This is a genomic window from Psychrobacter sp. TAE2020, assembly GCF_018919485.1.
Taxonomy (GTDB): Bacteria; Pseudomonadota; Gammaproteobacteria; order Pseudomonadales; family Moraxellaceae; genus Psychrobacter.
Map to the genome: position 1 here is coordinate 2,232,541 of NZ_JAHLMU010000001.1, position 22,304 is coordinate 2,254,844.

17 protein-coding genes are annotated in these 22,304 nt (G+C 43.6%); 13 read left to right on the forward strand and 4 right to left on the reverse strand.

All coding sequences use genetic code 11. The features are described 5' to 3' along the window. Window positions 1-244 precede the first annotated feature (244 nt). The 7 genes from rsmH (at window position 245) to KPY62_RS09120 (ending at window position 10,107) form a co-directional block, all read left to right on the forward strand. On the forward strand, window positions 245-1,249 hold the full coding sequence (gene rsmH, locus KPY62_RS09090) for a 16S rRNA (cytosine(1402)-N(4))-methyltransferase RsmH (RefSeq protein ID WP_416384063.1): 1,005 nt from the start codon (window positions 245-247) through the stop codon (window positions 1,247-1,249). Window positions 1,250-1,558: 309 nt separating this feature from the next. Further along, a complete protein-coding gene (locus KPY62_RS09095) occupies window positions 1,559-2,023 on the forward strand; it encodes a cell division protein FtsL (RefSeq protein WP_216581716.1) in 465 nt (154 codons plus the stop codon). After that, a complete protein-coding gene (locus tag KPY62_RS09100) occupies window positions 2,020-4,119 on the forward strand; it encodes a peptidoglycan D,D-transpeptidase FtsI family protein (RefSeq protein ID WP_216581717.1) in 2,100 nt (699 codons plus the stop codon). Before KPY62_RS09095 ends, KPY62_RS09100 begins: the two co-directional genes overlap by 4 nt. A 211-nt stretch (window positions 4,120-4,330) precedes the next feature. Then, window positions 4,331-6,007: a UDP-N-acetylmuramoyl-L-alanyl-D-glutamate--2,6-diaminopimelate ligase gene (locus KPY62_RS09105; protein WP_216581718.1), complete on the forward strand. Its 1,677-nt coding sequence runs from the start codon at window positions 4,331-4,333 to the stop codon at window positions 6,005-6,007. Window positions 6,008-6,130: 123 nt separating this feature from the next. Further along, window positions 6,131-7,576, forward strand: a complete 1,446-nt coding sequence (locus KPY62_RS09110; protein ID WP_216581719.1) for a UDP-N-acetylmuramoyl-tripeptide--D-alanyl-D-alanine ligase — start codon at window positions 6,131-6,133, stop codon at window positions 7,574-7,576. 3 nt (window positions 7,577-7,579) lie between these two features. Then, window positions 7,580-8,698, forward strand: coding sequence for a phospho-N-acetylmuramoyl-pentapeptide-transferase (gene mraY / locus KPY62_RS09115; protein WP_216581720.1), 1,119 nt, complete (start codon window positions 7,580-7,582; stop codon window positions 8,696-8,698). Window positions 8,699-9,018: 320 nt separating this feature from the next. Continuing rightward, window positions 9,019-10,107: a putative RNA methyltransferase gene (locus tag KPY62_RS09120; RefSeq protein WP_216581721.1), complete on the forward strand. Its 1,089-nt coding sequence runs from the start codon at window positions 9,019-9,021 to the stop codon at window positions 10,105-10,107. Window positions 10,108-10,190: 83 nt separating this feature from the next. Here the strand turns inward: KPY62_RS09120 and cls are convergent, their stop codons facing one another. Continuing rightward, window positions 10,191-11,630 (reverse strand): cardiolipin synthase, encoded by a 1,440-nt coding sequence (gene cls, locus KPY62_RS09125; protein ID WP_216581723.1) that lies wholly within the window; start codon window positions 11,628-11,630, stop codon window positions 10,191-10,193. 334 nt (window positions 11,631-11,964) lie between these two features. On the opposite strand from cls, the gene KPY62_RS09130 reads away from it, so the two are divergent. The 3 genes from KPY62_RS09130 to KPY62_RS09140 all read left to right on the forward strand — a co-directional run bounded on the left by KPY62_RS09130 (window position 11,965) and on the right by KPY62_RS09140 (window position 15,212). Then, a complete protein-coding gene (locus KPY62_RS09130) occupies window positions 11,965-13,752 on the forward strand; it encodes a TrkH family potassium uptake protein (protein WP_216581724.1) in 1,788 nt (595 codons plus the stop codon). 42 nt (window positions 13,753-13,794) lie between these two features. Continuing rightward, window positions 13,795-14,496: a potassium channel family protein gene (locus KPY62_RS09135; RefSeq protein ID WP_216581725.1), complete on the forward strand. Its 702-nt coding sequence runs from the start codon at window positions 13,795-13,797 to the stop codon at window positions 14,494-14,496. Between the two features lie 164 nt (window positions 14,497-14,660). After that, entirely contained in the window at window positions 14,661-15,212 is a 552-nt protein-coding gene (locus KPY62_RS09140) for a DUF3124 domain-containing protein (RefSeq protein WP_216581726.1), read from the forward strand. 258 nt (window positions 15,213-15,470) lie between these two features. Here the strand turns inward: KPY62_RS09140 and KPY62_RS09145 are convergent, their stop codons facing one another. Next, window positions 15,471-15,959, reverse strand: a complete 489-nt coding sequence (locus tag KPY62_RS09145; protein WP_216581727.1) for a PACE efflux transporter — start codon at window positions 15,957-15,959, stop codon at window positions 15,471-15,473. A 330-nt stretch (window positions 15,960-16,289) separates the two neighbouring features. Between KPY62_RS09145 and KPY62_RS09150 the strand changes: the two genes are divergently transcribed. Further along, the gene (locus KPY62_RS09150; protein ID WP_216581728.1) at window positions 16,290-16,673 is read left to right on the forward strand and encodes a VOC family protein; all 384 of its coding nucleotides are present in this window, start codon (window positions 16,290-16,292) and stop codon (window positions 16,671-16,673) included. Window positions 16,674-16,911: 238 nt separating this feature from the next. Next, window positions 16,912-19,536 (forward strand): excinuclease ABC subunit UvrA, encoded by a 2,625-nt coding sequence (gene uvrA / locus KPY62_RS09155; RefSeq protein WP_216581729.1) that lies wholly within the window; start codon window positions 16,912-16,914, stop codon window positions 19,534-19,536. A 356-nt stretch (window positions 19,537-19,892) separates the two neighbouring features. Here the strand turns inward: uvrA and KPY62_RS09160 are convergent, their stop codons facing one another. Both KPY62_RS09160 and KPY62_RS09165 read right to left on the reverse strand, forming a co-directional pair. Then, window positions 19,893-20,312, reverse strand: coding sequence for a GlcG/HbpS family heme-binding protein (locus KPY62_RS09160; protein WP_216581730.1), 420 nt, complete (start codon window positions 20,310-20,312; stop codon window positions 19,893-19,895). A 167-nt stretch (window positions 20,313-20,479) separates the two neighbouring features. Next, window positions 20,480-21,682: a CynX/NimT family MFS transporter gene (locus KPY62_RS09165; protein ID WP_216581731.1), complete on the reverse strand. Its 1,203-nt coding sequence runs from the start codon at window positions 21,680-21,682 to the stop codon at window positions 20,480-20,482. 406 nt (window positions 21,683-22,088) lie between these two features. On the opposite strand from KPY62_RS09165, the gene KPY62_RS09170 reads away from it, so the two are divergent. Continuing rightward, window positions 22,089-22,265: a hypothetical protein gene (locus tag KPY62_RS09170; protein WP_216581732.1), complete on the forward strand. Its 177-nt coding sequence runs from the start codon at window positions 22,089-22,091 to the stop codon at window positions 22,263-22,265. Window positions 22,266-22,304: the final 39 nt, after the last annotated feature.

A 22,304-nucleotide genomic window follows, 5' to 3' on the forward strand; every position in this document is an offset into this window, starting at 1 on the left:
AACAATAGATGGCGCTTGACTACCAGTGTATCCTTGCGATAATAACACTAGGCAATTCTTAAGCCATTTATTTCTATCTAATTTTTACTATTAATGGCCTCATTGGTCGTCATTTATTGAGTTATTTGTGTCATTATCTAAGTCTCAGCTAGACCCTAAGTTACCTCCTTCATCAGCCACTGATGTCTTGGACTCGTCGACCACGATTACTGCACCGACAGCTGATATCGCTGCGCTGGATAATTTGCCGTCGACTAATACAGTAACGCCCGATGAATTAAGCTTTAACCATGATGCAGTATTATTATCAGAAGCTGTAGCGGCAGTATTAGGGATTAAGTCTTTACCCGAAGACAGTCTGCAAGCTACTGGTATTTACGTCGATGCAACTTTTGGCCGTGGTGGTCATAGTCGATTGTTATTGAGCCAACTGGCAGACGATGCGCGGCTGATTGTCTTTGACAAAGACCCGACCGCTATTAGCGTGGCGCAAGCGTTGGCGAGCGAGGATAGCCGAGTAACGGTTATTCACGATAGTTTTGCCAGCCTAACGACTAGCTTAGCCGCTATGGGTATCAGTCAGGTGGATGGGCTAATGGCCGATTTAGGCGTATCCTCACCACAAATTGATGATGGTAGTCGTGGCTTTAGCTTTATGCGTGATGGCGAAGTCGACATGCGCATGGACACGAGCCGTGGTCAGCCAGTTTCAGCATGGCTAGCAGATGTCGATGATGAGACTTTAGCCAATGTGCTTTTTGAATTCGGTGAAGAGCGTCACAGTCGCCGTATTGCGCGTGCGATCAAGGAGATGGACAGTTATACTTCTACCTTGGCGCTGGCTGAGACCATAAAAGTGGCGCATCCTAACTGGCAGCGTGGTAAGCACCCAGCGACTCAAAGCTTTCAGGCGATGCGGATATTCATTAACAACGAGCTTGGTGATGTTGATAGCTTTTTGCAACAAAGTATTGAAGTGGTCAAAGCGGGTGGACAGCTGGCAGTGATTAGTTTTCATTCGCTTGAAGATCGCCGTATTAAGCAGTTTTTGCAGCGTCATAGTAAAGGTCAGTATCCCGAGGATGAGCAATTACCCATAAGGCCTGATCGCCCCCGTTATTTTAGTAAGCCAAGACGTGTTGGCCCCAGTAAAGCTGAAGTGGCTGCTAATCCGCGTTCGCGCAGTGCTTGGTTACGTGCAGCTACTCGTACTGATACCGTCGCCAATCCTACAGAAGATAAGCAGTAACTAGCAAAGGGTAGTGAGTAATAGTCAGCTAGTGATTAGTAATTAGGTAGTGATTGATTATGAATGACTACGCTACTGTTAAAAAGCTGTAAATATTGGCTGCTAGGCTTTGAGCGGGTTGGTTTTAGATTTTACTCAGTTATGGTTATGAAATTGTTATTAACAATGAAGGTAAATTGTATAGATATAAATACTCTTTATCATCGATGTGATGACTGACATTTTTATTACTGTGAATGTCTATAACAATAATTGTTATAGACATTCACAATAATTTTTTATATTTAAGTTCACTTTTTTGAGATCGTCATGGCACTATCGGGTAAACCTAGCAACCAACACAAGGCCGCTGCAGCGGCAACAACTGATGTCGGCGAAATATTCGCGCAGCGCTTTAACGTGGTCAGTATTTATGTAGTGTTGCTGCTATTATTGGCAACAAGCATCGTCTGGAGCGGTATCAAAACTGCCGAAGGGATTCAACAATATCATCAGGATTATAAAACCTTGCAAGATATGAAAAAGCAACAACGCAAACTACAAGTTGAGCATCAGCGCTTGCTCATTGAACAGCAAACCTTTAGTGCGACGCCACAGATTGCTAGTCGTGCGGTTTCCGAACTTAATATGTACACCCCAACCCTTAAAGATAAGCTCATTATCCAGTTAGGTGCTCCAGTAGCAACGGCTGAACCTAAAGCGAGTGCTCCTGCAGATGCAAGCATAAAAGCTAGTACTACTGATGATGCTGCAGTAGCGGAGGTCGCTCAATGAGTGATAAAACACCCAAAACTGGCAAAGCATCTAGCAGCAAAGCTACCGCTGGCAAAGTCATCAAACCTTTGCGCCGCGCTAGTAGTGCTAAAGCTGATAATAGCACTGGAAATAAAGCCTCGGCCTCCAAAAGCACTGCTAAAACTAACTTAAAAAATCGCTCTGCTAAACTAAACAGCCGTCTAAAAAATGATAGTACAGCGGGCGCTTATACTAGTGTTAAGAACCGTAAGAAAATCGCTTTTAATAAAGCGTCTGGTGCCTCGTCACGTGGTGGTTTTGAGAGTGATAAAAACCGTTTTCGCACTATCTGGGGCATTGCGCTATTTGTCTTAGTTGCGCTAGTAGGCCGTGCCTATTATTTGCAAGTCGCTAACGCTCAGTTTTATCAAGATAAAGGTAATGAGCTGATTACTAGTGTGCGTACGCAAAAGTCCTACCGAGGTATGATTACTGATCGTAATAATTTGCCACTAGCGGTTAGCGCCCCTTTAGCTACTGTCTCTTTTAGCCCGCATGATTATGCACAAGAGTACTATGAGCTAAAACGCATTATCATTGAAAATAACGATCATCCGCAGATGCAAGCCCGCATGCAAAAGCGTCTAGATAATATGGATTTAACACCCCTAGCGGTCGCTGCTAATATTCCATTAGAACAGCTGAAAAAGTCGGCTGCTATTGATGCTAGCGTTGATGCGACCGACGCTGCGGCGGTAAAAGCAGCGTTACCCTCAGGTGCAGGTTCGCATTATTTACCGCTACTCAATAAAGTCACTCCTGAAATTGCGCAGAGCGTTACTAGCCTTGACTTCCCTGGAGTATACGAGAAGAACTTCTTCCAGCGTTATTACCCACAGCCACAACCCAATTCGCAGCTGTTAGGCTTTATGGGGCAAAATGTTGATGACCCTGAAGGCGGTTATGAGGGTAGAGCAGGTATTGAGCGTCAATACGACAGCATGCTAGCTGGTAAGGATGGCAAGGTATTGATCCTAAAAGATGCCAAACAAAACAGCTTAAGAGAGCTGAAGCAAATTGAGCCCGAAGTACCGGGACAAGATGTAGCTTTGACTATCGATTCGCGTCTACAATATTTGCTGTACAAAGAGCTAGAAAAAGCTGGACGCTTGCAACAAGCCCGTTGGTCGACCGGCATGATAGTGGACGTGCAGACTGGCGAGGTATTAGCTTTGTCGACATGGCCATCATTTAACTCTAACAACCTCAACGAGATGACTGGCGAGAATCAGCGTAACCGAGCGTTACTCGATGTCTTTGAACCCGGTTCAGTAATGAAGCCCTTTACCGTTGCTGCGGCTTTGGACTCAGGTAAATATACGGCCGGCTCTCTTATTGATACTAACCCTGGCTCCATCCGAGTCCCAGGCTACACGATCCGCGATCATAACAATTTGGGTACCATAAACATGGCTACCTTATTGCAAAAATCAAGTAACGTGGCCTCTACTAAAATAGCTTTATCTTTACCTGCAGATGCCATCACTAATATGCAGCATCAATTTGGCTTTGGTTCAAAGACCCCACTACAGTTTCCAGGGGAAGGCGCTGGTTTAGTGACTACGCCAAAAGAAAAAGAAATCGCTCGCCGTGCTACTGTCAGTTATGGTTATGGCCTGCAAGTAACTTTGGCACAAGTAGCCCAAGCCTATGCCGCTTTGGCTTCAGGTGGAGTAATGCACCCGCTAACCTTGAGCAAAAATACTACCCCATTGCCTAGTAAACGTATTATGGAACGTGAACAAGCGATGGATATCGTAAAAATGCTAGAGGCGGTTACTGAAATAGGCGGTACAGCAAAAGCAGCGGCTATTGATGGTTATCGAGTAGCGGGCAAAACAGGTACTTCACGACGTATTAATCCTGATGGTGGTTATTATACTGATCAGTACCGTAACGTCTTTGCTGGTATGGCTCCAGCTTCTAACCCAAAGCTAGTAGGAGTGATCTTAATCGAAGATCCACGCGGTCAGATTTATGCCGGTTTAACCGCAGCACCAGTATTTCATAATGTGATGAAAGAGGCGCTGCGTCTGTACAATGTACCTTTAGACAAGCCTTTAGAGACTGAATAAGTCAGTAACTAACTGGCTTCGCCAAAAGCAGATCAAAGCAAATATAGCCTTGTATTAGGTTGCTGGGTTTTATTTAAACATTAAACCCAGAATTTGCTATTGCTGTTATTTTTGTATATTGTTTTTTTAACTTATTTTTTACTTAAATTTCTACGGTGTCATTTAACAGACTCTGTTAACACCTATTTTCTCACTTGTTTAGGATCTGCTCATGACTGATTACGCTCATAACGCTGTGACTTTGCAGCAGCTTATCGACAATAACCAGACTAGTAAGCAGCAGCTAATAGCCTTAAATCAGCTGAATGACTATGCAAATTCAATCACTGATATCCCTTTTGTTCAGCTGCGTCTGGACAGCCGCCAAGTTACGACTGACGACGTATTCGTATTACTAGCTAGTCAAACTCAGTCCTATGAAGCTAGTTGCTGCTATCTGCAGCAGGCCGCTAAATCGGCGGCTTTTACCTTATCTGAAATTGAGCCCAGCACTTTACTTAACAATAGTAGTTTGGGGACATCGACTGATGGTCAAGCTAGCGACTCGCAAGTTGACAGTCATCAACTTACGGCTCAACAGCAATTGGCTGAACTGGGTTGTCCCGTTATCTATGTGCCTAATATTCGTGAGCTGCTTGGTGACTTTGCCCAAGCCCTGTTACAACACTCGCAGCCAGTCAAGTTGCCTACTGTGGTGGCTGTTACTGGCACTAATGGCAAGACTACTATCAGTCAATTAGTGGCGCAACTAGGTCAACTCGCTACTATGAGTAGTGCGGTCATGGGCACGGCAGGTAATGGCAGACTTGGCGCCTTAGTACAAGCTAGTCATACTACGGGCGATGCTTTAGCGGTACAGCAGTTCCTACATCAAATGGGTACTGAGGGTGTGGAGTTACTAGCACTAGAAGCTAGCTCGCATGGTTTGGATCAGCAGCGCTTGCAAGGTGTGCCAGTTACGGTCGCTATTTATACTAATCTTAGTCGTGATCATCTAGATTATCATGCGGATATGGGAGAGTACGTCGCTGCAAAAGCTAAGCTATTCAATAAAGCTTATTTTCCGAGCTTAACGCACGCTATTATCAATAGTGATGATGAGCATGCGCAAGTGATGCTTGATACCGCGCATGCTAGCCAATTAATAGTTTGGACTTATAGCTTGCAGGCTTCAGCCTCAGCTACCTTTGTTGCCGCTAGTATTAAACCAAGTTTGCAAGGCGTTGAGATTGATTTAGTCAGTGAGTTCGGCAATATCAGTATCGTCAGTCCGTTATTAGGTCGCTTTAATGTTGCTAATCTATTGGCTGCTATCGCAGCGGTAGTGGCGCTTGGTGTAGATATTGAACAGCTAGCCTCATTAGTAGCGCAGTTACAAGGTGCTGTTGGGCGTATGCAGCGTATCGCATCAAATGATGGCTGTTTTATCGTCGATTATGCTCATACGCCAGATGCGTTAACCCAAGTCCTTGATAGTCTTAGAACTCATTGTACTGGCGAGCTGTGGGCAGTGTTTGGCTGTGGTGGTGATCGCGATACTGGTAAGCGACCGCTGATGGCGCAAGCTGGTTTGGCGGGTGCTGATAGAGTGATATTGACAGCTGATAATCCACGTACTGAAGATCCTCAGCAGATATTGCAAGATATGCAAGCAGGCATGAGCACTGAACAATATCAGCGCACTCATATTGAGGCGGCGCGTAAACAAGCGATTGAGTATGCGGTCAGTCATGCTAGCGTTGATGATATCGTGGTGATTGCTGGCAAAGGCCACGAAACCTATCAAGAGATTCAAGGTGTGCGCCATGATTTCGATGACACTGTGGTTTTAGCAGAAGCTCTGCGACGAGCTGGACGACTGTCATTACCAACAGCAGCAAGACTATAAGCCGCACCTTAAACGGGGCTATAAATACTGCTCTTATGCACAGCCGTATTTTTGTGATAAATAGGCCCTAATTTTTCAACCGCATCACTATATAAGATAAGCCGCTACCTAAAGGTAATTACTATGACAGCCGATAACAATAATATTATACAGTCGCAGGGACTTTATGTCTGGCAAGCCGACAATCTGCTGGCAGCAACAAACACTCTCAACAGTCATTGGCAGCTACCTGAAACCCAGAACTCTACTGAGAGTAAGGTGACTAGCAACCGTATCGCTACTGATACTCGTACTATTAATCAGGGCGATATTTTTTTAGCCTTGACTGGTGATAATTTTGACGGTCATGACTATATTAATCTAGCCGCTTCTAAAGGCGCTGTTGCCGCTATCGTATCACGACCAATATCGACTACTATTCCACAGTTGGTAGTCAGCGATACGCGTTTGGCTTTTGGTCAGATGGCCGCTCATCGTCGTCAGCAGCATAAAGATTTGACGGTTATCGCTATCACAGGATCCAGTGGCAAAACCACTTGTAAAGAGATGCTAGGCAGTATCTTTGGCCGTCTGGCACCAACTCTAATCACTCGCGGTAACCTCAATAATGATTTGGGTGTACCGATGATGTTGCTTGAGTTATCTGATCATCATCGTTATGCGATTATGGAGCTCGGAGCCAATCATATCGGCGAGATTGCCTACACGACCGAGATAGTACGTCCTGATGTTGCTTGTATTCTCAATATTGGCACTGCACATCTAGGAGAGTTCGGTAGTCGTGAAGGTATCTGTCAAACTAAGGCTGAAATCTACCACACTTTGAATGCTGATCAGTACGCTATCGTGCCTGATAATGATGACTTTGCCAACCAACTGCGCCGGATTGCCGAGACCCATACAAGCCACGTAATTGGCTTTGGTAATACTGATGTTAGTGCCAGTCATCTCGATGTCGAGCCTGAGCGTAGTGAGTTTCAGCTGCATATTGGTACGCAAGTACAAGCTATCAGTCTACCGCTAGCTGGTGAGCATAATGTCAGTAATGCTTTGGCTGCTGCGGCTTGCGCTCATGCGCTTGGTGTCAGTATCGATGACATCGTTATTGGCTTACAGAATTCGCGTCCTGCCAAAGGTCGCTTAAATAGTCAGCTGTTGGGTAATCATCGACTGCTTGATGACACTTATAATTCTAATCCGCACTCTGTACGTGCAGCAGCCAAAGTATTGGCAGCGCAAACCGGTACGCAAATATTGGTACTGGGGGATATTGGTGAATTGGGTGAGGCGGCTGTCAGCGAGCACCAAAGCTTAGGTCGAAATATCGCCACCATTGGTATTGATGTGCTGCTATGTGTAGGCGAGTTCGCTAGCTGTACGGTGGCGGGCGCGCAAGAGATCAGCGCTAACGATGCCATTAATGCACTAGCATTTGAGGATAAAGACAGCTTGCTGGTGTATTTACAACAATATTTACAAGTGCAACAAGCGCACCCTTGTACCGTGTTATTCAAGGGCTCACGCTTTATGGAAATGGAAACACTTATTGACGCACTAGTAAAGGAGTAGGCGGTGTTAGTTTGGTTGTTTGAATGGCTTAGCCAGTATTATTCACCGTTTTCTGCGGTATCTTCTTTAACCCTACGAGCACTGCTTGCTGTGGTGACAGCGCTTGGCCTGAGCATGGCTTTAGGAGGTCGGGTTATCCGCCATTTGCGTGCTCTCAGATATGGTCAAGCTATTCGTAATGATGGGCCGCAGTCGCACTTAGCTAAGACTGGTACACCAACGATGGGCGGGATATTAATTTTAGCGTCTATCGGGATATCAACTCTGCTGTGGGCCCGGTTGACTAATCCTTATGTGTGGATACTGCTAGTGGTGATGGTTATCTTCGGTGCCGTCGGTTGGACGGATGACTGGCTAAAGATAAAGTATAAAGACCCTAAAGGCTTAATCGCTCGCAAAAAATATTTTTGGTTGTCGATGGGTGCCTTGTTCGTTGGCATCTCTTTGTATTATATTGCGACGCTACAGCCGGATGTATCGACTACAATGGCGATGCAGGATTTATTGTTACCAATATTTAAAGACTGGGTAATTCCTTTCTCAGCGCTGCCCTTAGGCATTGGCTTTATTATTTTTACCTACTTTGTAATCAACGGCTCCTCTAATGCGGTCAATCTAACCGATGGCTTAGATGGTCTGGCGATTTTGCCCGTAGTGTTAGTGGCAGCAGGGCTAGGGGCGATGGCTTATGTCTCAGGTGATGTCAGATTCTCCGAATACCTGCATGTGCCTTATATCGCCTATAACTCTGAGTTGATTATCGTTTGTGGCGCCATGATCGGTGCAGGTTTAGGTTTCTTATGGTTTAATGCCCATCCTGCACAAGTATTTATGGGTGATGTCGGTGCACTAGCTTTAGGAGCCATGCTCGGAACTATTGCGGTAATGACTCGCCAAGAGATTGCTTTTGCTATTATGGGTGGTCTATTCGTCGCCGAGGCAGTGTCGGTTATACTACAAGTAGGCTCGTATAAGCTGCGTAAAAAACGTATTTTCCGTATGGCGCCTCTGCATCATCACTTTGAAGAAATCGGTTGGAAAGAGACCCAAGTGGTGGTTAGGTTTTGGATTATTGCTATATTATTAGTGATATTAGGGCTGATGACCTTAAAGCTACGCTAAGCCAAAATTATATTAAGTTAATAGTATTGGCTGATCCTTTAAAAAGACTCTTTAATAAGAGTCTTTTTTTGCTTTAATAGGCTTAAAACTTACTATGGATTGATAAGATTAGGCTGTTGCTAAGCCGGCTTGTTGCTAAGGTAATAACCTATCGAAACTATTTATCTAAAAGCGTATCTAAAAGCTTATCTAACCATTTTACTTTTACTTTGAAATCTTCTAATTCACTCTAGTCAACTAGTCGTTAACTATAGTGGCTTTTTATCGCTTATCGGCTACGATATTTGTTAAAATGCTGGCTCTACTTCTATGACGCTGAGATGCTCGTGCCCTTATTTATTTGTCCAATTTGTCAATCGCCTTTGCAGCCTGCAGTTGATACTTGGCGCTGTGATGGTAGCCTAAATGCCAAGCAAACCTCTCATCCCTTCGATGTCGCACGCCAAGGCTATGTTAATCTATTGCCAGTACAACAAAAAAACTCTAAAGTACCCGGTGATAGTCAGCAGTCTATTGCAGCGCGGCAAAGATTTTTAAACGCTGGATACTATCAGCCACTACGAGATTTAGTCTGTCAGCAGATGGAATTATTAGTAGCTAAGCGCCAAGCGGCGCAAACATTGGCTAATGAGGATAATACAGATATTGATAATTATGCTAATACTCGCTGGTTAGACATCGGCTGCGGCGAGGGCTACTATACTCAAGCTATGGCACAGCTATTGGCTATCGATCAGTTGGTAGCGGCTGATATTAGTAAGTCGGCACTGATAGAGCTAGCAAAAGTCAGTAAGGCTAAATATATACTTTGGTATCAACAGCACCTTACAGAGGTTAATCAGGAGAACAAAGATGAGCAAAAGAGCCTACAAAGCCAAGAAAATAACCAACAGCAGACGCCGCAAAAGACTGCTGTTTACCCAATCGTTACCAGCGCCGCTCATTTACCGCTACAAGCGCAAAGCATAACTGGTATTAGCAGTATCTTTAGCCCGATATTGCCCGAAGCTTTTGCGCAGGTTTTGCAGAGTGAGGGTTATTTGATTATTGCTAAGCCCGATGTCGGTCACTTAGCAACAGTACGTGAGGCGTTATTTGATGAAGTGCGTGAGCATGATTCAGATAAGTTCTTACCGACTTTGGCTCCGTATTTTACCTTGCTAGATAGCCATCATGTCAGCACCAATCTCAGCTTATCGACAGCGGCCTTAACTGATCTACTAACCATGACTCCTTACGCTTATCGTGCTCACGCTGAGAAGCGTCAGCAACTACTAGCGACTACTGAGATGACTGAGTTTTTGACGGAAGCAAAGTTTGTCATTTATATTCTACAAAAACTTGCTAGTGTAAAGGATGCTGCTAACCCTTTATCAGTAAATGATGAGGAATCGATAAACCATAGCTAGCAACTACCTATTTATCTAACCACTAGCGAAAATCAGGGCAGCGTATGAGGGAGTAGTTGCTCTGTTTATTATTGATTATGATTTTATAAAACGGGTCCCATAGTAGCAACGATATTGTTCCAGATTTTATAAGGTACTGACCACTGTTCTACATGTTCACGGCGTACTTCATCAGAGGCAGTAATATACTGGTATTGTCTTTCCATAATATCAGCGGTGAGGGCTTTATCGCTAATCAATACATTATTCTCATAGTTCAAATCAAAGCTACGTAAGTCTAAATTAGTCGAGCCAATCAAGCTGATTTCACCATCGATAGTTAGAGTCTTAGCATGCAGTAAGCCCGGTTTATACTCATAGATTTTGACTCCAGCCTCAAGCAGTTGCCAGTAGTAGCTGTGGCTAGTAGCGGCAACCACAAAGGAGTCGTTCTTTTTGGGGAATATCATAGTCACATCGACGCCACGATAGGCCGTCGCACACAAGATACTCACTAGAGAATAGTCAGGTACAAAGTAGGGCGTTGAAATGATCAGAGTATGCTGTGCTTGACTGATTAGTGCGCCCAAGAACTGTGGTGTCGCACCTTGGCGCTGAGTAGGCCCATCAGAGAATACTTGCGCAGCAAAGCCCTCAGGTTTTGAGTCACTAAAATACTTAAAGCTCTCCAAAGGGGTTTCAGGGTTTTGAATAAGCCAATCGCTGGCAAATAACATCTGGTTTTGTGCTACCACTGGCCCTTCAACTCTTAGCATAATATCTATCCATGGGGCGTACTTAGGCTTGACCTGAAACTCAGGGTCAGCGCAATTACGACTGCCGCAATAGCCAATCTTGCCATCAATCACAGTTATTTTACGGTGATTACGCAAATCAAGGCGACTAAACAACAAGGTCTTTATCAAGTTACTAATCGGTAGCGCTACGCTAACTTGTACGCCTGCCGCTTTCATTTCTTGCCATATTTTTGAGCCAATCATTTTGCGCGAACCCATACCATCGACCATAGCTCGACAAGTAACCCCACGCTTCGCTGCGCGGATGAGTGCTTGAGCGGTATCAATACCCATCCCATCAATCAGCCAAATATAATACAGTACATGGATATGATCAGTCGCCGCATCGAAGTCGGTAATCATTCGCGCTCGAGTGTCAGCGGCATTAGCCATTAGCTCCGCACTATTGCCTAAAGTAGTATGAAAGCCTGTTACGTTTGCAGAGTAAGCAAAAGCGGCTTGATAGGGCGGTTTAATAGCGGCTGCTAATGAGGCGTCGCTACCGAGTACTTCAGGATTAGCTTGATGTAATTTATTAATAATTTGCCGATGCTCACGCTCAAAGTTGCGGCCTAAATGAATCTCCCCAAACATCCAATAAATGACCACTCCAATATAAGGCAGTATAAATAATATAACTAGCCAAGCTAAGCGTGCGGGTGAAGATAAATTATGACGAGCTAGAACTCGCAAAGAAATAATGATAAGCAACAGAAAGTGAACAGTTAGGAGAATATTGATTGCCATAAAAGCAGTCCATTAGCGGTATTTTTATTGGGATTAATTATCAGCAATTATAGCGTATTCTGTAATAACTTGGGTCGATGTTGCTATTAGCTTGTGAGTAAGGCTTGTAAGCTGTTTAGAAGCCTTTTTGCTAAAACCTTTAGATAGTTTAGTTTTTGATAAGTAACTTGTAACTGGTTACGATTATTTAGATATAGCTTTAACGTATTAGCTAAAAAAGGGTGTATAAGTAAGCTAGATTTTACTAATCTCAATAATGGCTACCATCCAGTCTTTATCCTCAAGCATCCTTGCTTACTTTATATTACCATTACCTCTTTAATGGACTCAGTATATGCAATTAGCCATACCCTCTAGGTTATTAAATAAGCTCACTATCGTCATTAGTTTTATCGGGGTTGGGGTAGCGTTAATCGATAGTGGTTTTACGCTAGGCACTTGGTTACAGCAGTTGTTCCATTTCTTTTATTTGTTCATCATCGCTCTAGGTTTTTCAGCCATAGTAGAGCGTTATATGCACCCAAAAACTCCGCTTGTACTCCACAAGCTACTGCTTAATAAAGTCGCCATATTCGATTTGTTTACTAGTGCGGCGATTGTCGTGCTACTGGCGTTACATTTCACTGATTTATTGCAGTCAGGATTTACTATGGCCACTGATGGTTTTGCTGCCATCAAAATTGCCGTTTTTGCCACTTTTATCCGTGAAATATCCGATACTGATTTCAATCTAAAACGTACTTTTTTAAACCCAGGTCAGTTTTTTATCTTAAGCTTTTTGTCAGTGATCTTAGTTGGTGCTTTATTGCTGATGATGCCCAAAGCTACTACTCAGCCTTTATCATTTGTAGATGCTCTATTTACCGCTACTAGTGCTGTCTGTGTGACGGGGCTAATCGTCGTAGATACTGCTACTTATTTCACTACCTTTGGCCAAGTCATCATCATGGGAATGATCCAAATTGGTGGTTTGGGCATTCTGACTTTTGTAACTTATTTCAGCTATTTTTTTAAGGGTGGCGTCAGTTACGAGACTCAGCTAAGTATAGGTGAGATGACCTATGCGCAGCGGCTAGGAGATGCGGTGACTACCTTGAAGTCCATTCTATATGTCACTTTTGGTGTTGAAGCGTTGGCCGCTGTGTTTATCTATAGCAGTATTTATGATTTGCCGGGGATGAGTTTATCAGAGCGTTTATTCTTTTCGGTCTTTCATGCGGTTTCGGCTTTTTGTAATGCAGGATTTTCGACTTTTAGTGCTGGTCTTTATGACGAAACAGTACGCTTTAATTACCCTCTACAACTAACCATTGCTACTACTTTTATCTTCGGTGGTCTAGGCTTTATTATCGTGGTTAATCTACTGCGTTATTTGCGCCATCGTACCGAGCGTTTTCTCTATCGCAATAGCCATAGTAATGAGTCGCGCTATGCCTATCAGCCGTGGCTACTTAGCATTAATAGCCGTATTACTTTAATCATGACCGGCGCGCTGCTACTGATCGGGCTAATTGGAGTAATGATATTTGAATATAATGGGATATTAGTTGAGCATAGTAGCTGGTATGGTAAGTTAATATCAGCGTTCTTTACCGCCGCCACCCCGCGTACCGCAGGTTTCAATAATTCTGATATGGACGCTTTAGCGTTCCCCACTATCATGTTGACCATATTTCTGATGTGGGTTGGTGCCTCGCCCAACTCTACTGGTGGGGGTATCAAGACTAGTACCTTTGCAATTGCGTTGCTAAATACCTTGAGCATTGCCCGTGGACAGGGGCGTGTTGAGGTCTTTCAACGTGAGATTGCCGATATCTCTATCCGTCGTGCTTTCTCTATTATGTGGCTATCATTATTGGTCATCGGTACGGGGGTGACAGTAATTAGCTACAATCAGCCAGAGCTGGAGTTAATCAAAGTAGTATTTGAATGTTTTTCCGCCTATAGCACAGTAGGTTTAAGTTTGAATTTGACCCCTGAGCTGTCAGATTTTAGCAAACTGGTAGTCGCTGTCATTATGTTCGTTGGTCGAGTAGGCATGTTAACTATCTTTATTGCACTTCTTAAAAATATGCGTCAGCGTAACTATCGTTATCCAACTGAAGAAATTACTATTAACTAAAGCATTTAAACAGCTATTAATTATCGGGGTGTAAGCAAAGTTATGAAATATATTATTGTAGGCTTAGGGAGCTTTGGCTCATCATTAGGGATAGCGCTCACCAGTCAAGGCCATGAAGTTATCGGTATCGATAGCAATATGCAAAAAGTCGATGCTTATAAAGAAGTGATCTCCCATACTATCTGCATGAGTGCCACTGATGAATATACCGTAAAAGGCTTACCGATTATTGATACTGATATTGTGATCGTCGCTATTGGCGAAGATCAAGGCGCTAACGTCATGGCCACAGCGCTATTTAAAACCTTAAAGGCCAAGCGTTTAATAAGTCGTAGTATTAACCCCTTGCACGAAACTGTGTTACAAGCGATCGGGGTCGACGATATCTTCCATCCTGAAAAAGAATCAGCGATGCGTTGGGCAAAAAGGCTATCGTTACGCTATTTTGTAGACTCATTTGAGTTGAGTGAGAATTTTAGTATTGTGGAGATTAATATTCCTGATGCATTGGTTGGTAAAGCTATTGGTGAGTTAAAACTTGAGCAAAAATTCAATGTTAAGCTATTAAGCACCTTAGTCTACGAGCAGTATAAAGATACTTTTGGACGTATGCAGAGTAAACCGAGTATTCAAGGTTTGGCGATGCCAGAGCAAATACTAGAAGATAACGATGTCCTAGTAGTCTATGGTGCTAATAAACACATCAATCAGTTTTTACGTAGCGTTGGGGTGAGGGTACATTAGGTAGCTGGCAGGTTAGGACAATAGCTGCTTATAATAGAAAATATTTAGCACAGTAGTTATTTATAACCGCTATCATTAGCTATACAAACTATTTGAGATAGCAGTTACTCACTATACTAATGACTTGAAGTAATTGACTATATAAATGGACAAAGGGGAAAGTTATGAACAAGCGCAGCCTATCCGTCCTATCTATTGCGGTCTTATTAGCGGTAACGTTGTCAGGCTGTGATCAGTCGGTACAAGACCCAAATACTATGTTTTCAGAGCAACACAAGGATCCTATTAAAGAGCTTGAGATAACCTCAAATATTGATCGCAGCCAGTTTAAATATAAACAAACCTTTTATGTGCCTATTTATTCAGATATCTATACGGATAGAGACAATCGCAAGGTTTTGTTATCAGCGACTCTAAGCGTACGTAATACCACTCTAAAAAAACCACTATTTATCAATAAAATCGACTACTACGACACCGCGGGTAATCTTGTAAAGCATTATCTAAAAAGCACCATTGAACTGCCACCAATGGCCACGTTGAACTATATCGTTGAAAAAGAAGAGGATAAAGGGGGCTCAGGGGCGAACTTTATTATCGAAGTAGAAGGGTTGGATGATACGGTGACGCCAGTCATTGAAGCGGTCATGATAGGTAATTTTAGTAATAAAGCCTTTTCGTTTAGTACTCAGGGCACACCAGTGATACACGACTAAGTATAAGGTCGTTGGCTGGCAATATAACAGTGCCATGTATAGTTATTTATAGTCAGCTATTAGCATTCAGAATCTTGCTGGCACGCTGGGCTGGTTATCAGGGAAACAAAAACGGCGTAAGATTTACTGATAAGCAATTTTGAGAGTTAGCTTGTGATACTAAGCGATTAATATAATAAGCCCATCCAACTTTTAAAGCGCGATGGGCTTATGGCTAATTAATTACTAATATTGCCAGTTAGGAGCAAAATCTCTGACTTATTTTCTAACCGTTTTAGCCTGAGGATGGGCATTGCCATTAGTGCTAATATTGGCACTGATATTGGGGACAGCAGCTTCTGGAATAGGAAATAATTTGTCATACGCCCAGTTAAACACAAAAGCATACACCACATAAAAAGTCGCCATAGCGATGTCCATAATAAACGCCTCCCATAAGCTAATACCTAGATACCAAGCAATCATTGGCATAAATAGTATCAGCAGACCACCCTCAAATAGCAGCGCATGGCCTACACGTATTATCAGGGTCTTATGCACGTTACCGCACAGTTTTACCATGGCATGGTCAAACCATAAATTATAAACGAAGTTCCATACAGTAGCGATAATGGAGCCTACTACAGCGATAACCCCCATCAACTGTAGATCAAAGCCAAATACTAAACTTGCTAATGGCGCAAAGATAAGCAAGCCGATTATCTCAAAGCTTAGGGTATGACGGATACGATCTTTAGTAGTACGCATTAAACTTCCTAATGGCTGCAATCGTCTGCCGATTGAGCCTCTATTAAGGCCTAGTATGTCTTTAGTTGCGGCTGTTAAAACAACTAGATAAAAGCCACGATCTTAGCATGCAAAGTATGGCCCTTATGTAGGGTTAGTATAGTTACTATCTTAGGGGCGTAGCTAATGTTACTGCGCAGCAAAAGGTATTTACTATTTAGCTCCACTACCTTTTAGGTACAAGGGTGTATGATGATTGCCATTAATAGAAAAGTAGCAAATCTGCTGCATCTCTATAAAAATAGCTATCAATCAATCAAACAAATATCATTATTACTTGGAGAAAAACATATGACTAATTTTACTCACGTTGCTGTTGGTACCAATGATTTAGGCAAAGCCCGTATCTTTTATGACACGGTTTTAGCTCCTTTAGGACTTAAGCGCATTGCTGATCTAGGCGAAGCCGGTGCAATATGGGGTGTAGATAGCCCTTGTTTCTTTGTTATGAAGCCTGTTGACGGTGAAGCCGCTACTGCTGGTAATGGGGTTACGGTTAGTTTCGTGGCGCCAAGTCGTGCAGCTATTGATGCCTTTCATGCTGCGGCACTAAGCGCAGGTGGTATTGATGCAGGCCTACCGGGCACACGTGATTGGGCACCTAATGCTTATGCAGCTTATGTTCGTGATTTAGAAGGTAACAAGTTAACGGCTTATTGCTTTGATGCTGAATAACTGTGCTATTTGAGTGCTTAGTTATGAGCTATAAAGCTCTCTAGTAAGCAACGATAACTATAAAAATCCCACAACTATGTGGGATTTTTTGTCATGAAAACAAAGCCAATAACGGTGAGTAAGGCTGTGTAAGTAATGCGTATTGGCTCAGTAAGGCCTAGACTGTCAAACAACAATCTAGTGTTAGACTCTATAACACCAAATAAAAAAAGAACGCTGTTATAGGAATAATTATTTTATGACTACCCTTACAAGCTCAGCAATAAATAACAGTAATAATAAAAATGTTGCTGCTAATGCTAATGCTAATGCTGATTGCAATAATATCGCCAGTAATACTACGAGCTTGCTTGAAACACAGACTATAGAGCACAGCATCCAAGTTAGAGGTGCGCGTGTTCATAATCTAAAAAACGTCGATGTTGATCTACCTCGCAATGCGCTGGTAGTGTTTACTGGAATCTCTGGTTCTGGTAAGTCGTCGCTGGCTTTTGGTACTTTATTTGCTGAGTCGCAACGCCGTTACTTAGATTCAGTATCGCCTTATGCACGACGTTTGATAGATCAAGTCGATCAGCCGGATGTCGATGCTATAGAGGGCTTGCCGCCAGCGGTCGCCTTGCAACAGCAACGTGGTACGCCTTCCGTGCGCTCATCGGTTGGTAGTGTAACTACTATCTCTAACGGTCTGCGCATGCTGTACTCACGAGCTGGCGAATATCCTACTGATCAACAGATGCTTTATGCGGATGCATTTTCGCCGAATACCCCTGACGGTGCTTGTCCAACTTGCTCAGGCATTGGTCGGGTTTTTGAAGTAACCGAGAAGTTATTGGTTCCTGATGATACTAAGACTATTAGAGATAGAGCCATTGCCGCATGGCCACCAGCGTTTCAAGGTCAGAACTTAGCCCGTATTCTAACTACCCTCGGTTACGATATCGATGTGCCGTGGTATAAACTGCCAAAACAGACTCGTAACTGGATACTATTTACTGACGATACACCAACAGTGCCGGTTTATTCGACATACAATATCGAACAAGTACGTACAGCCATTGAACAAAATGAAAAGCCCAGTTATACCGGTACTTATGTCAGTGCTAAAAACTTCATTCTGCACTCCTTTGCCACTACTCAAAGCCCGCTAACTAAAAAGCGCGTTTCGCAGTTTATGCAAATCTCAGTATGTCCTGAATGCCATGGCAAAAAGCTAAAGCGAGAGTCGCTATCAGTGAAATTTGCCGGACTAGATATCGGTGAGTTATCGCAATTAACCTTAACCGAAGTAGCGCTTAAGTTGCAAGACGCAGCGTATGCTACACCAACTGACGATACCGTAGATCGAGAAAAAGCAATTGTCGCTCAGCGTATCGCTAGTGATATCCTCTCTCGTGTTGAAGCCTTGACGAAGTTAGGTTTGGGTTATTTATCACTTGAGCGTACTACGCCTACTTTATCTCCAGGGGAGTTACAACGTTTGCGTCTTGCTACCCAAATTCGCTCAAAATTATTTGGGGTAGTTTATGTCCTCGATGAGCCTTCTGCGGGTCTGCATCCAGCCGATACCCAAGCACTATTGGGTGCACTGGATGAGCTGATTGCTGCTGGCAATTCAGTATTTGTGGTTGAACACGATGTTAGTGTTATTAGACATGCCAATTGGGTAGTAGATGTCGGTCCTGATGCTGGTACTCACGGTGGTGAAGTGATTTACAACGGCCCTGTTGATGGATTACGCGCTGTTAAAAACTCGTACACTGGACAATATCTGTTTAATGCTGCCAGCCAAGTAAAGCGTAGTTCAAGATCGCCAAAAGCTTGGCTTAAACTGGTTGGGATTGAGCGTAATAATCTACAAGGGTTAGAGGTTGCGTTTCCACTAGGGGTGATGACTACGGTCACTGGGGTATCCGGTTCAGGTAAGTCAAGCTTAGTCAGTCAAGCGTTAATAGAGTTGGTTTATGAAGCACTAGGGCAGCAGCCAGTGCTAGAAGTTCCAACTGGTGAAGCTGATCTATTGCAGCAAGAATTAGAGACGCCAACAGGCGGTCGAATTGTCGCTGGTATGGAACAAGTAACACGGTTAATAACTGTCGACCAAAAAGTCATAGGTCGTACGCCTCGCTCTAATCTTGCCACTTATACTGGGTTGTTCGACCAAGTGCGTAAACGGTTTGCTGCAACTCCAGAAGCCAAAGCTCGCCGTTATAATGCTGGTCGTTTTTCCTTTAATACTACTAAAGGTCGTTGCGCCAATTGTGAAGGCTTAGGTTTTGTGATGGTCGAGCTTTTATTTCTGCCAAGCGTTTATTCACCTTGCCAAGTCTGCCATGGGCAGCGCTACAATGATGAAACCCTCGAAATCACTTATGGTGATAAAAATATCGCCGAAGTACTAGCGCTAACGGTGGAGGCAGCCCATGAGTTCTTTGTTGATGAACCCGCTATCTTGCGAACCTTACAGGCTTTATTAAAAGTCGGGCTTGGCTATTTGCGTCTCGGTCAACCTGCCACGGAACTGTCAGGCGGTGAAGCCCAACGTATCAAATTAGCTACTGAACTACAGCGGACTCAACGTGGCGATACTCTTTATGTGCTTGATGAGCCGACCACCGGCTTGCATCCTAAAGATGTATCGATGTTGATGGCTCAGTTAAACGGTCTAGTCGATGCGGGTAACACAGTGATTATGGTTGAGCACGATATGCAAGTGGCTAGCAACAGCGACTGGGTTATCGATATTGGTCCTGGTGCTGGTGATGAAGGTGGACAGATTGTCGCTCAAGGCTCACCTGAACAGGTAGCTTGCTCCAAAACCAGCAAAACTGCACCGTTCTTATTGGCTGAGTGTGAATCTTGAGAGCGGCCTGTAGAGAAGCAGTAAATCCAAACTATTTTATTAGCTAAAAATAGAGAGTCACTGCTACTAACAGGCACTAACTTTGCGTAGATGGGCTATTGCCAATTCATAATCAATAGCGAAATACATAGCTATCAAATCCAATGATTTGGTGGGTTAATACCCACACTACGCAAAGCTTGAAGCTTAAATAGAGACCATTGTCACTGAATTTAAAAGGGGTTTAATGCTTACTTGTAAAAGATGGAGCGTTGAGCGCAGCTAGCCACCCCTAACAGTCTGCTAGGCAATAACCATTACTTGGCAGACAAAAATTCTGTGAACCTTTCAGCGCTTTAAAAACACCCTACGATTATTTAGCCTAGCGCATCCAAGGCTTTTAAACCCGCTTTGGCAATACGCACATCCTCACTACCATGCGCGCCGCCCACCCCAATACCACCGATGACCACACCTTCACTATAGATAGGCAAGCCGCCATCTATCATCAGCATGTTTTCATCCAAATATCTGACATCGGCAGGAATCGATCCATCAGCAATGCCTTGAGCAATGATCGCAGTTTCCCTCTTTTGTGAGTTGGCGGTATAAGCTTTTTTATAGCTGGCACGAATAGTATGTACCCCAGCTTGATGATCTCTTAATACAGCTAATGTCTGTCCCGAACGGTCGACTACGGTTATCGATACGGCTAACTGTTCAAGCTGTGCAGTTGCAAAGGCGGCATTGACAATAGCTTGCGCCATCTGGCCAGTTAATATAGCAATAGTAGTCATACAAGCTCCAAAGTTATAGGTATAAGGTTTCGCTTATTTTTTTAAATAATCTTATTGCTGGCACAAGCCACAACGCCTATCAAGTACCTTATTAACCAAACTGTCAGCCACCCTAGCAGCACGGCGGTAGTCATTATTAATGGCCTTCAATCCTAAATGCTAGGCTATTAATAGTCCATGACCTTGGCATAACTACTAGGGTTAAAGCGCATAGTGACCATAAGCATGGATACTAAGGTGAGCAGCAGCATTAGCCAAACCGCTTGAAAACTTCCAGTCCATTCACGCAGTGCTCCGGCAATATAAGGTACTAAGGCGGTAATAATAAAGCCGATGCCTTGTACAAATGCTGTCAGTGCTCCAGCCAACTTAGGCATAGATAAGTGGTCTAGGGCTACAACAAGCGTCAATGAAAAACAAGCACCAAGGCCACAGCCTATCAGAGCAGCCCAAATAATAAGCATGGATTCAGGAAAAAGTAACAAGCCAGCAAAGCCTAAAATCTGTATAGCTACTGCAAAAATTAACCAAGGGCGACGATCCAAACGACTAGAAGCTAGTGCAGGAGCACCAAGCGCTCCGATTACTTGAAAAATAGTCATGATACCGATCAGCTCGCCACTGCTTTGGGCATTCCAGCCTAAGGCACGTGCATAAGTCGGCAAAAAAGTGATCATGCAAGCATAACCAGCATTGGCCAAGCCAAAATAGCTCGCCAGTAACCAAGCACGGCGATTACTAAAAAAATTGACTGGCACGCTGTTATGTTTAGTTTCCATGACCTCCGACGGTCTTAGCCACCATAGTAATAAAGCAATAACTGGCAATATCAACCATACGCCAAGTCCTATTTGCCAGCTGGCATAGTGCTGAGCTACTAACGGGCTTAGGGTAGCGGCAATCCCACCTCCAGCCATTAAGGCAGCTGAATAAATACCCATAGCGAGCGGTACACGCTTAGGGTTCCAGCGCTTGACCACACCAGGCGCCATAGCTTGGACGATAGCGATACCGCTGCCGCCTATAAAGGCGCTGGCAATCAAGCTCCAACCTGTATCTAAGCCCAAGCGCCATAACCCAGATAAGGCAATTGCCATCAGCCCGCCTATTATCCAAGCACTTTCGCTCAGTCGTTTACCAATCCAAGGCAGCAATAAAGGAAACACCCCCATACAGAACATTGGCAGTACTACCAGCAACGAGGCAGCTTGTAATCCCATACCAGTAGTTGAGCGAATTTCGGCCAATAGAGGACCAGTAGCGGTCAAGGTGGGACGTAGGGTCAGTGCCAATCCGGCAATGACTAGCATCGGCAAACATATGTTCAGTAGCGACTGGCGGCTATAAGAAGAAATATAATCAGTGCTCATTAAAGACCATCATAGAGAGTGGGGGGGGGGGCAGTTGATTGGTTAACTAGCGTAGTGACGAGCGGAAAGGCAGTAAGACAAGTGGCAATAGAATGGAGTGAAGTTAACTTAAACAAGGATAAATTGACGTATTACTTACTATTGGAATATTTTTTATAAAAGCTAGTGCTTTAACCGCAGTAAATTAAGCAACTAATAGTAGAAAATCATCATCGATTACGCCACTTCTTTAAACTAACTAATTAACATAGTAAATAAAAAGATATTTGTAGCTGTCTGCTATTTTAAAAGGGCTAGCATGTTAAAAATTCTGCTATTGTAAAAGCTCTATGCTTATAAGCTGACTATGATAAAAAAACAGTGCCCTAACTATCATTTTAGGACACTGACTTAGCTAACTGTGCTGATGATAATTACCTATCGACAGCAACAGTTAGTATCTTTAGGGTTAAACGATGCTGAACATCATGAGCCACATTGGCAGCACTTAGCACAGCAGTTACATTTTTTGCAAGTGGCGGAGTTGCTGCAATCGCACTTGGCGCAGCTACAGCTGCCATCACTATTATGTTGCACAGAGTAGGCTTTAGTAGTAAAGGTCATAATAAATTCCTTTTAATAA

What these genes read in the sequence shown, in the direction of transcription:
- KPY62_RS09140 (WP_216581726.1), top strand. Translation starts at nt 14,661, where the DNA reads ATGAACAAGCGCAGCCTATCCGTCCTATCTATTGCGGTCTTATTAGCG.
- uvrA (WP_216581729.1), top strand. Translation starts at nt 16,912, where the DNA reads ATGACTACCCTTACAAGCTCAGCAATAAATAACAGTAATAATAAAAAT.
- KPY62_RS09150 (WP_216581728.1), top strand. Translation starts at nt 16,290, where the DNA reads ATGACTAATTTTACTCACGTTGCTGTTGGTACCAATGATTTAGGCAAA.
- KPY62_RS09105 (WP_216581718.1), top strand. Translation starts at nt 4,331, where the DNA reads ATGACTGATTACGCTCATAACGCTGTGACTTTGCAGCAGCTTATCGAC.
- KPY62_RS09160 (WP_216581730.1), bottom strand. Translation starts at nt 20,312, where the DNA reads ATGACTACTATTGCTATATTAACTGGCCAGATGGCGCAAGCTATTGTC.
- cls (WP_216581723.1), bottom strand. Translation starts at nt 11,630, where the DNA reads ATGGCAATCAATATTCTCCTAACTGTTCACTTTCTGTTGCTTATCATT.
- KPY62_RS09095 (WP_216581716.1), top strand. Translation starts at nt 1,559, where the DNA reads ATGGCACTATCGGGTAAACCTAGCAACCAACACAAGGCCGCTGCAGCG.
- KPY62_RS09130 (WP_216581724.1), top strand. Translation starts at nt 11,965, where the DNA reads ATGCAATTAGCCATACCCTCTAGGTTATTAAATAAGCTCACTATCGTC.
- KPY62_RS09120 (WP_216581721.1), top strand. Translation starts at nt 9,019, where the DNA reads ATGCTCGTGCCCTTATTTATTTGTCCAATTTGTCAATCGCCTTTGCAG.
- KPY62_RS09135 (WP_216581725.1), top strand. Translation starts at nt 13,795, where the DNA reads ATGAAATATATTATTGTAGGCTTAGGGAGCTTTGGCTCATCATTAGGG.
- KPY62_RS09165 (WP_216581731.1), bottom strand. Translation starts at nt 21,682, where the DNA reads ATGAGCACTGATTATATTTCTTCTTATAGCCGCCAGTCGCTACTGAAC.
- KPY62_RS09100 (WP_216581717.1), top strand. Translation starts at nt 2,020, where the DNA reads ATGAGTGATAAAACACCCAAAACTGGCAAAGCATCTAGCAGCAAAGCT.
- KPY62_RS09145 (WP_216581727.1), bottom strand. Translation starts at nt 15,959, where the DNA reads ATGCGTACTACTAAAGATCGTATCCGTCATACCCTAAGCTTTGAGATA.
- KPY62_RS09170 (WP_216581732.1), top strand. Translation starts at nt 22,089, where the DNA reads ATGATAATTACCTATCGACAGCAACAGTTAGTATCTTTAGGGTTAAAC.
- KPY62_RS09110 (WP_216581719.1), top strand. Translation starts at nt 6,131, where the DNA reads ATGACAGCCGATAACAATAATATTATACAGTCGCAGGGACTTTATGTC.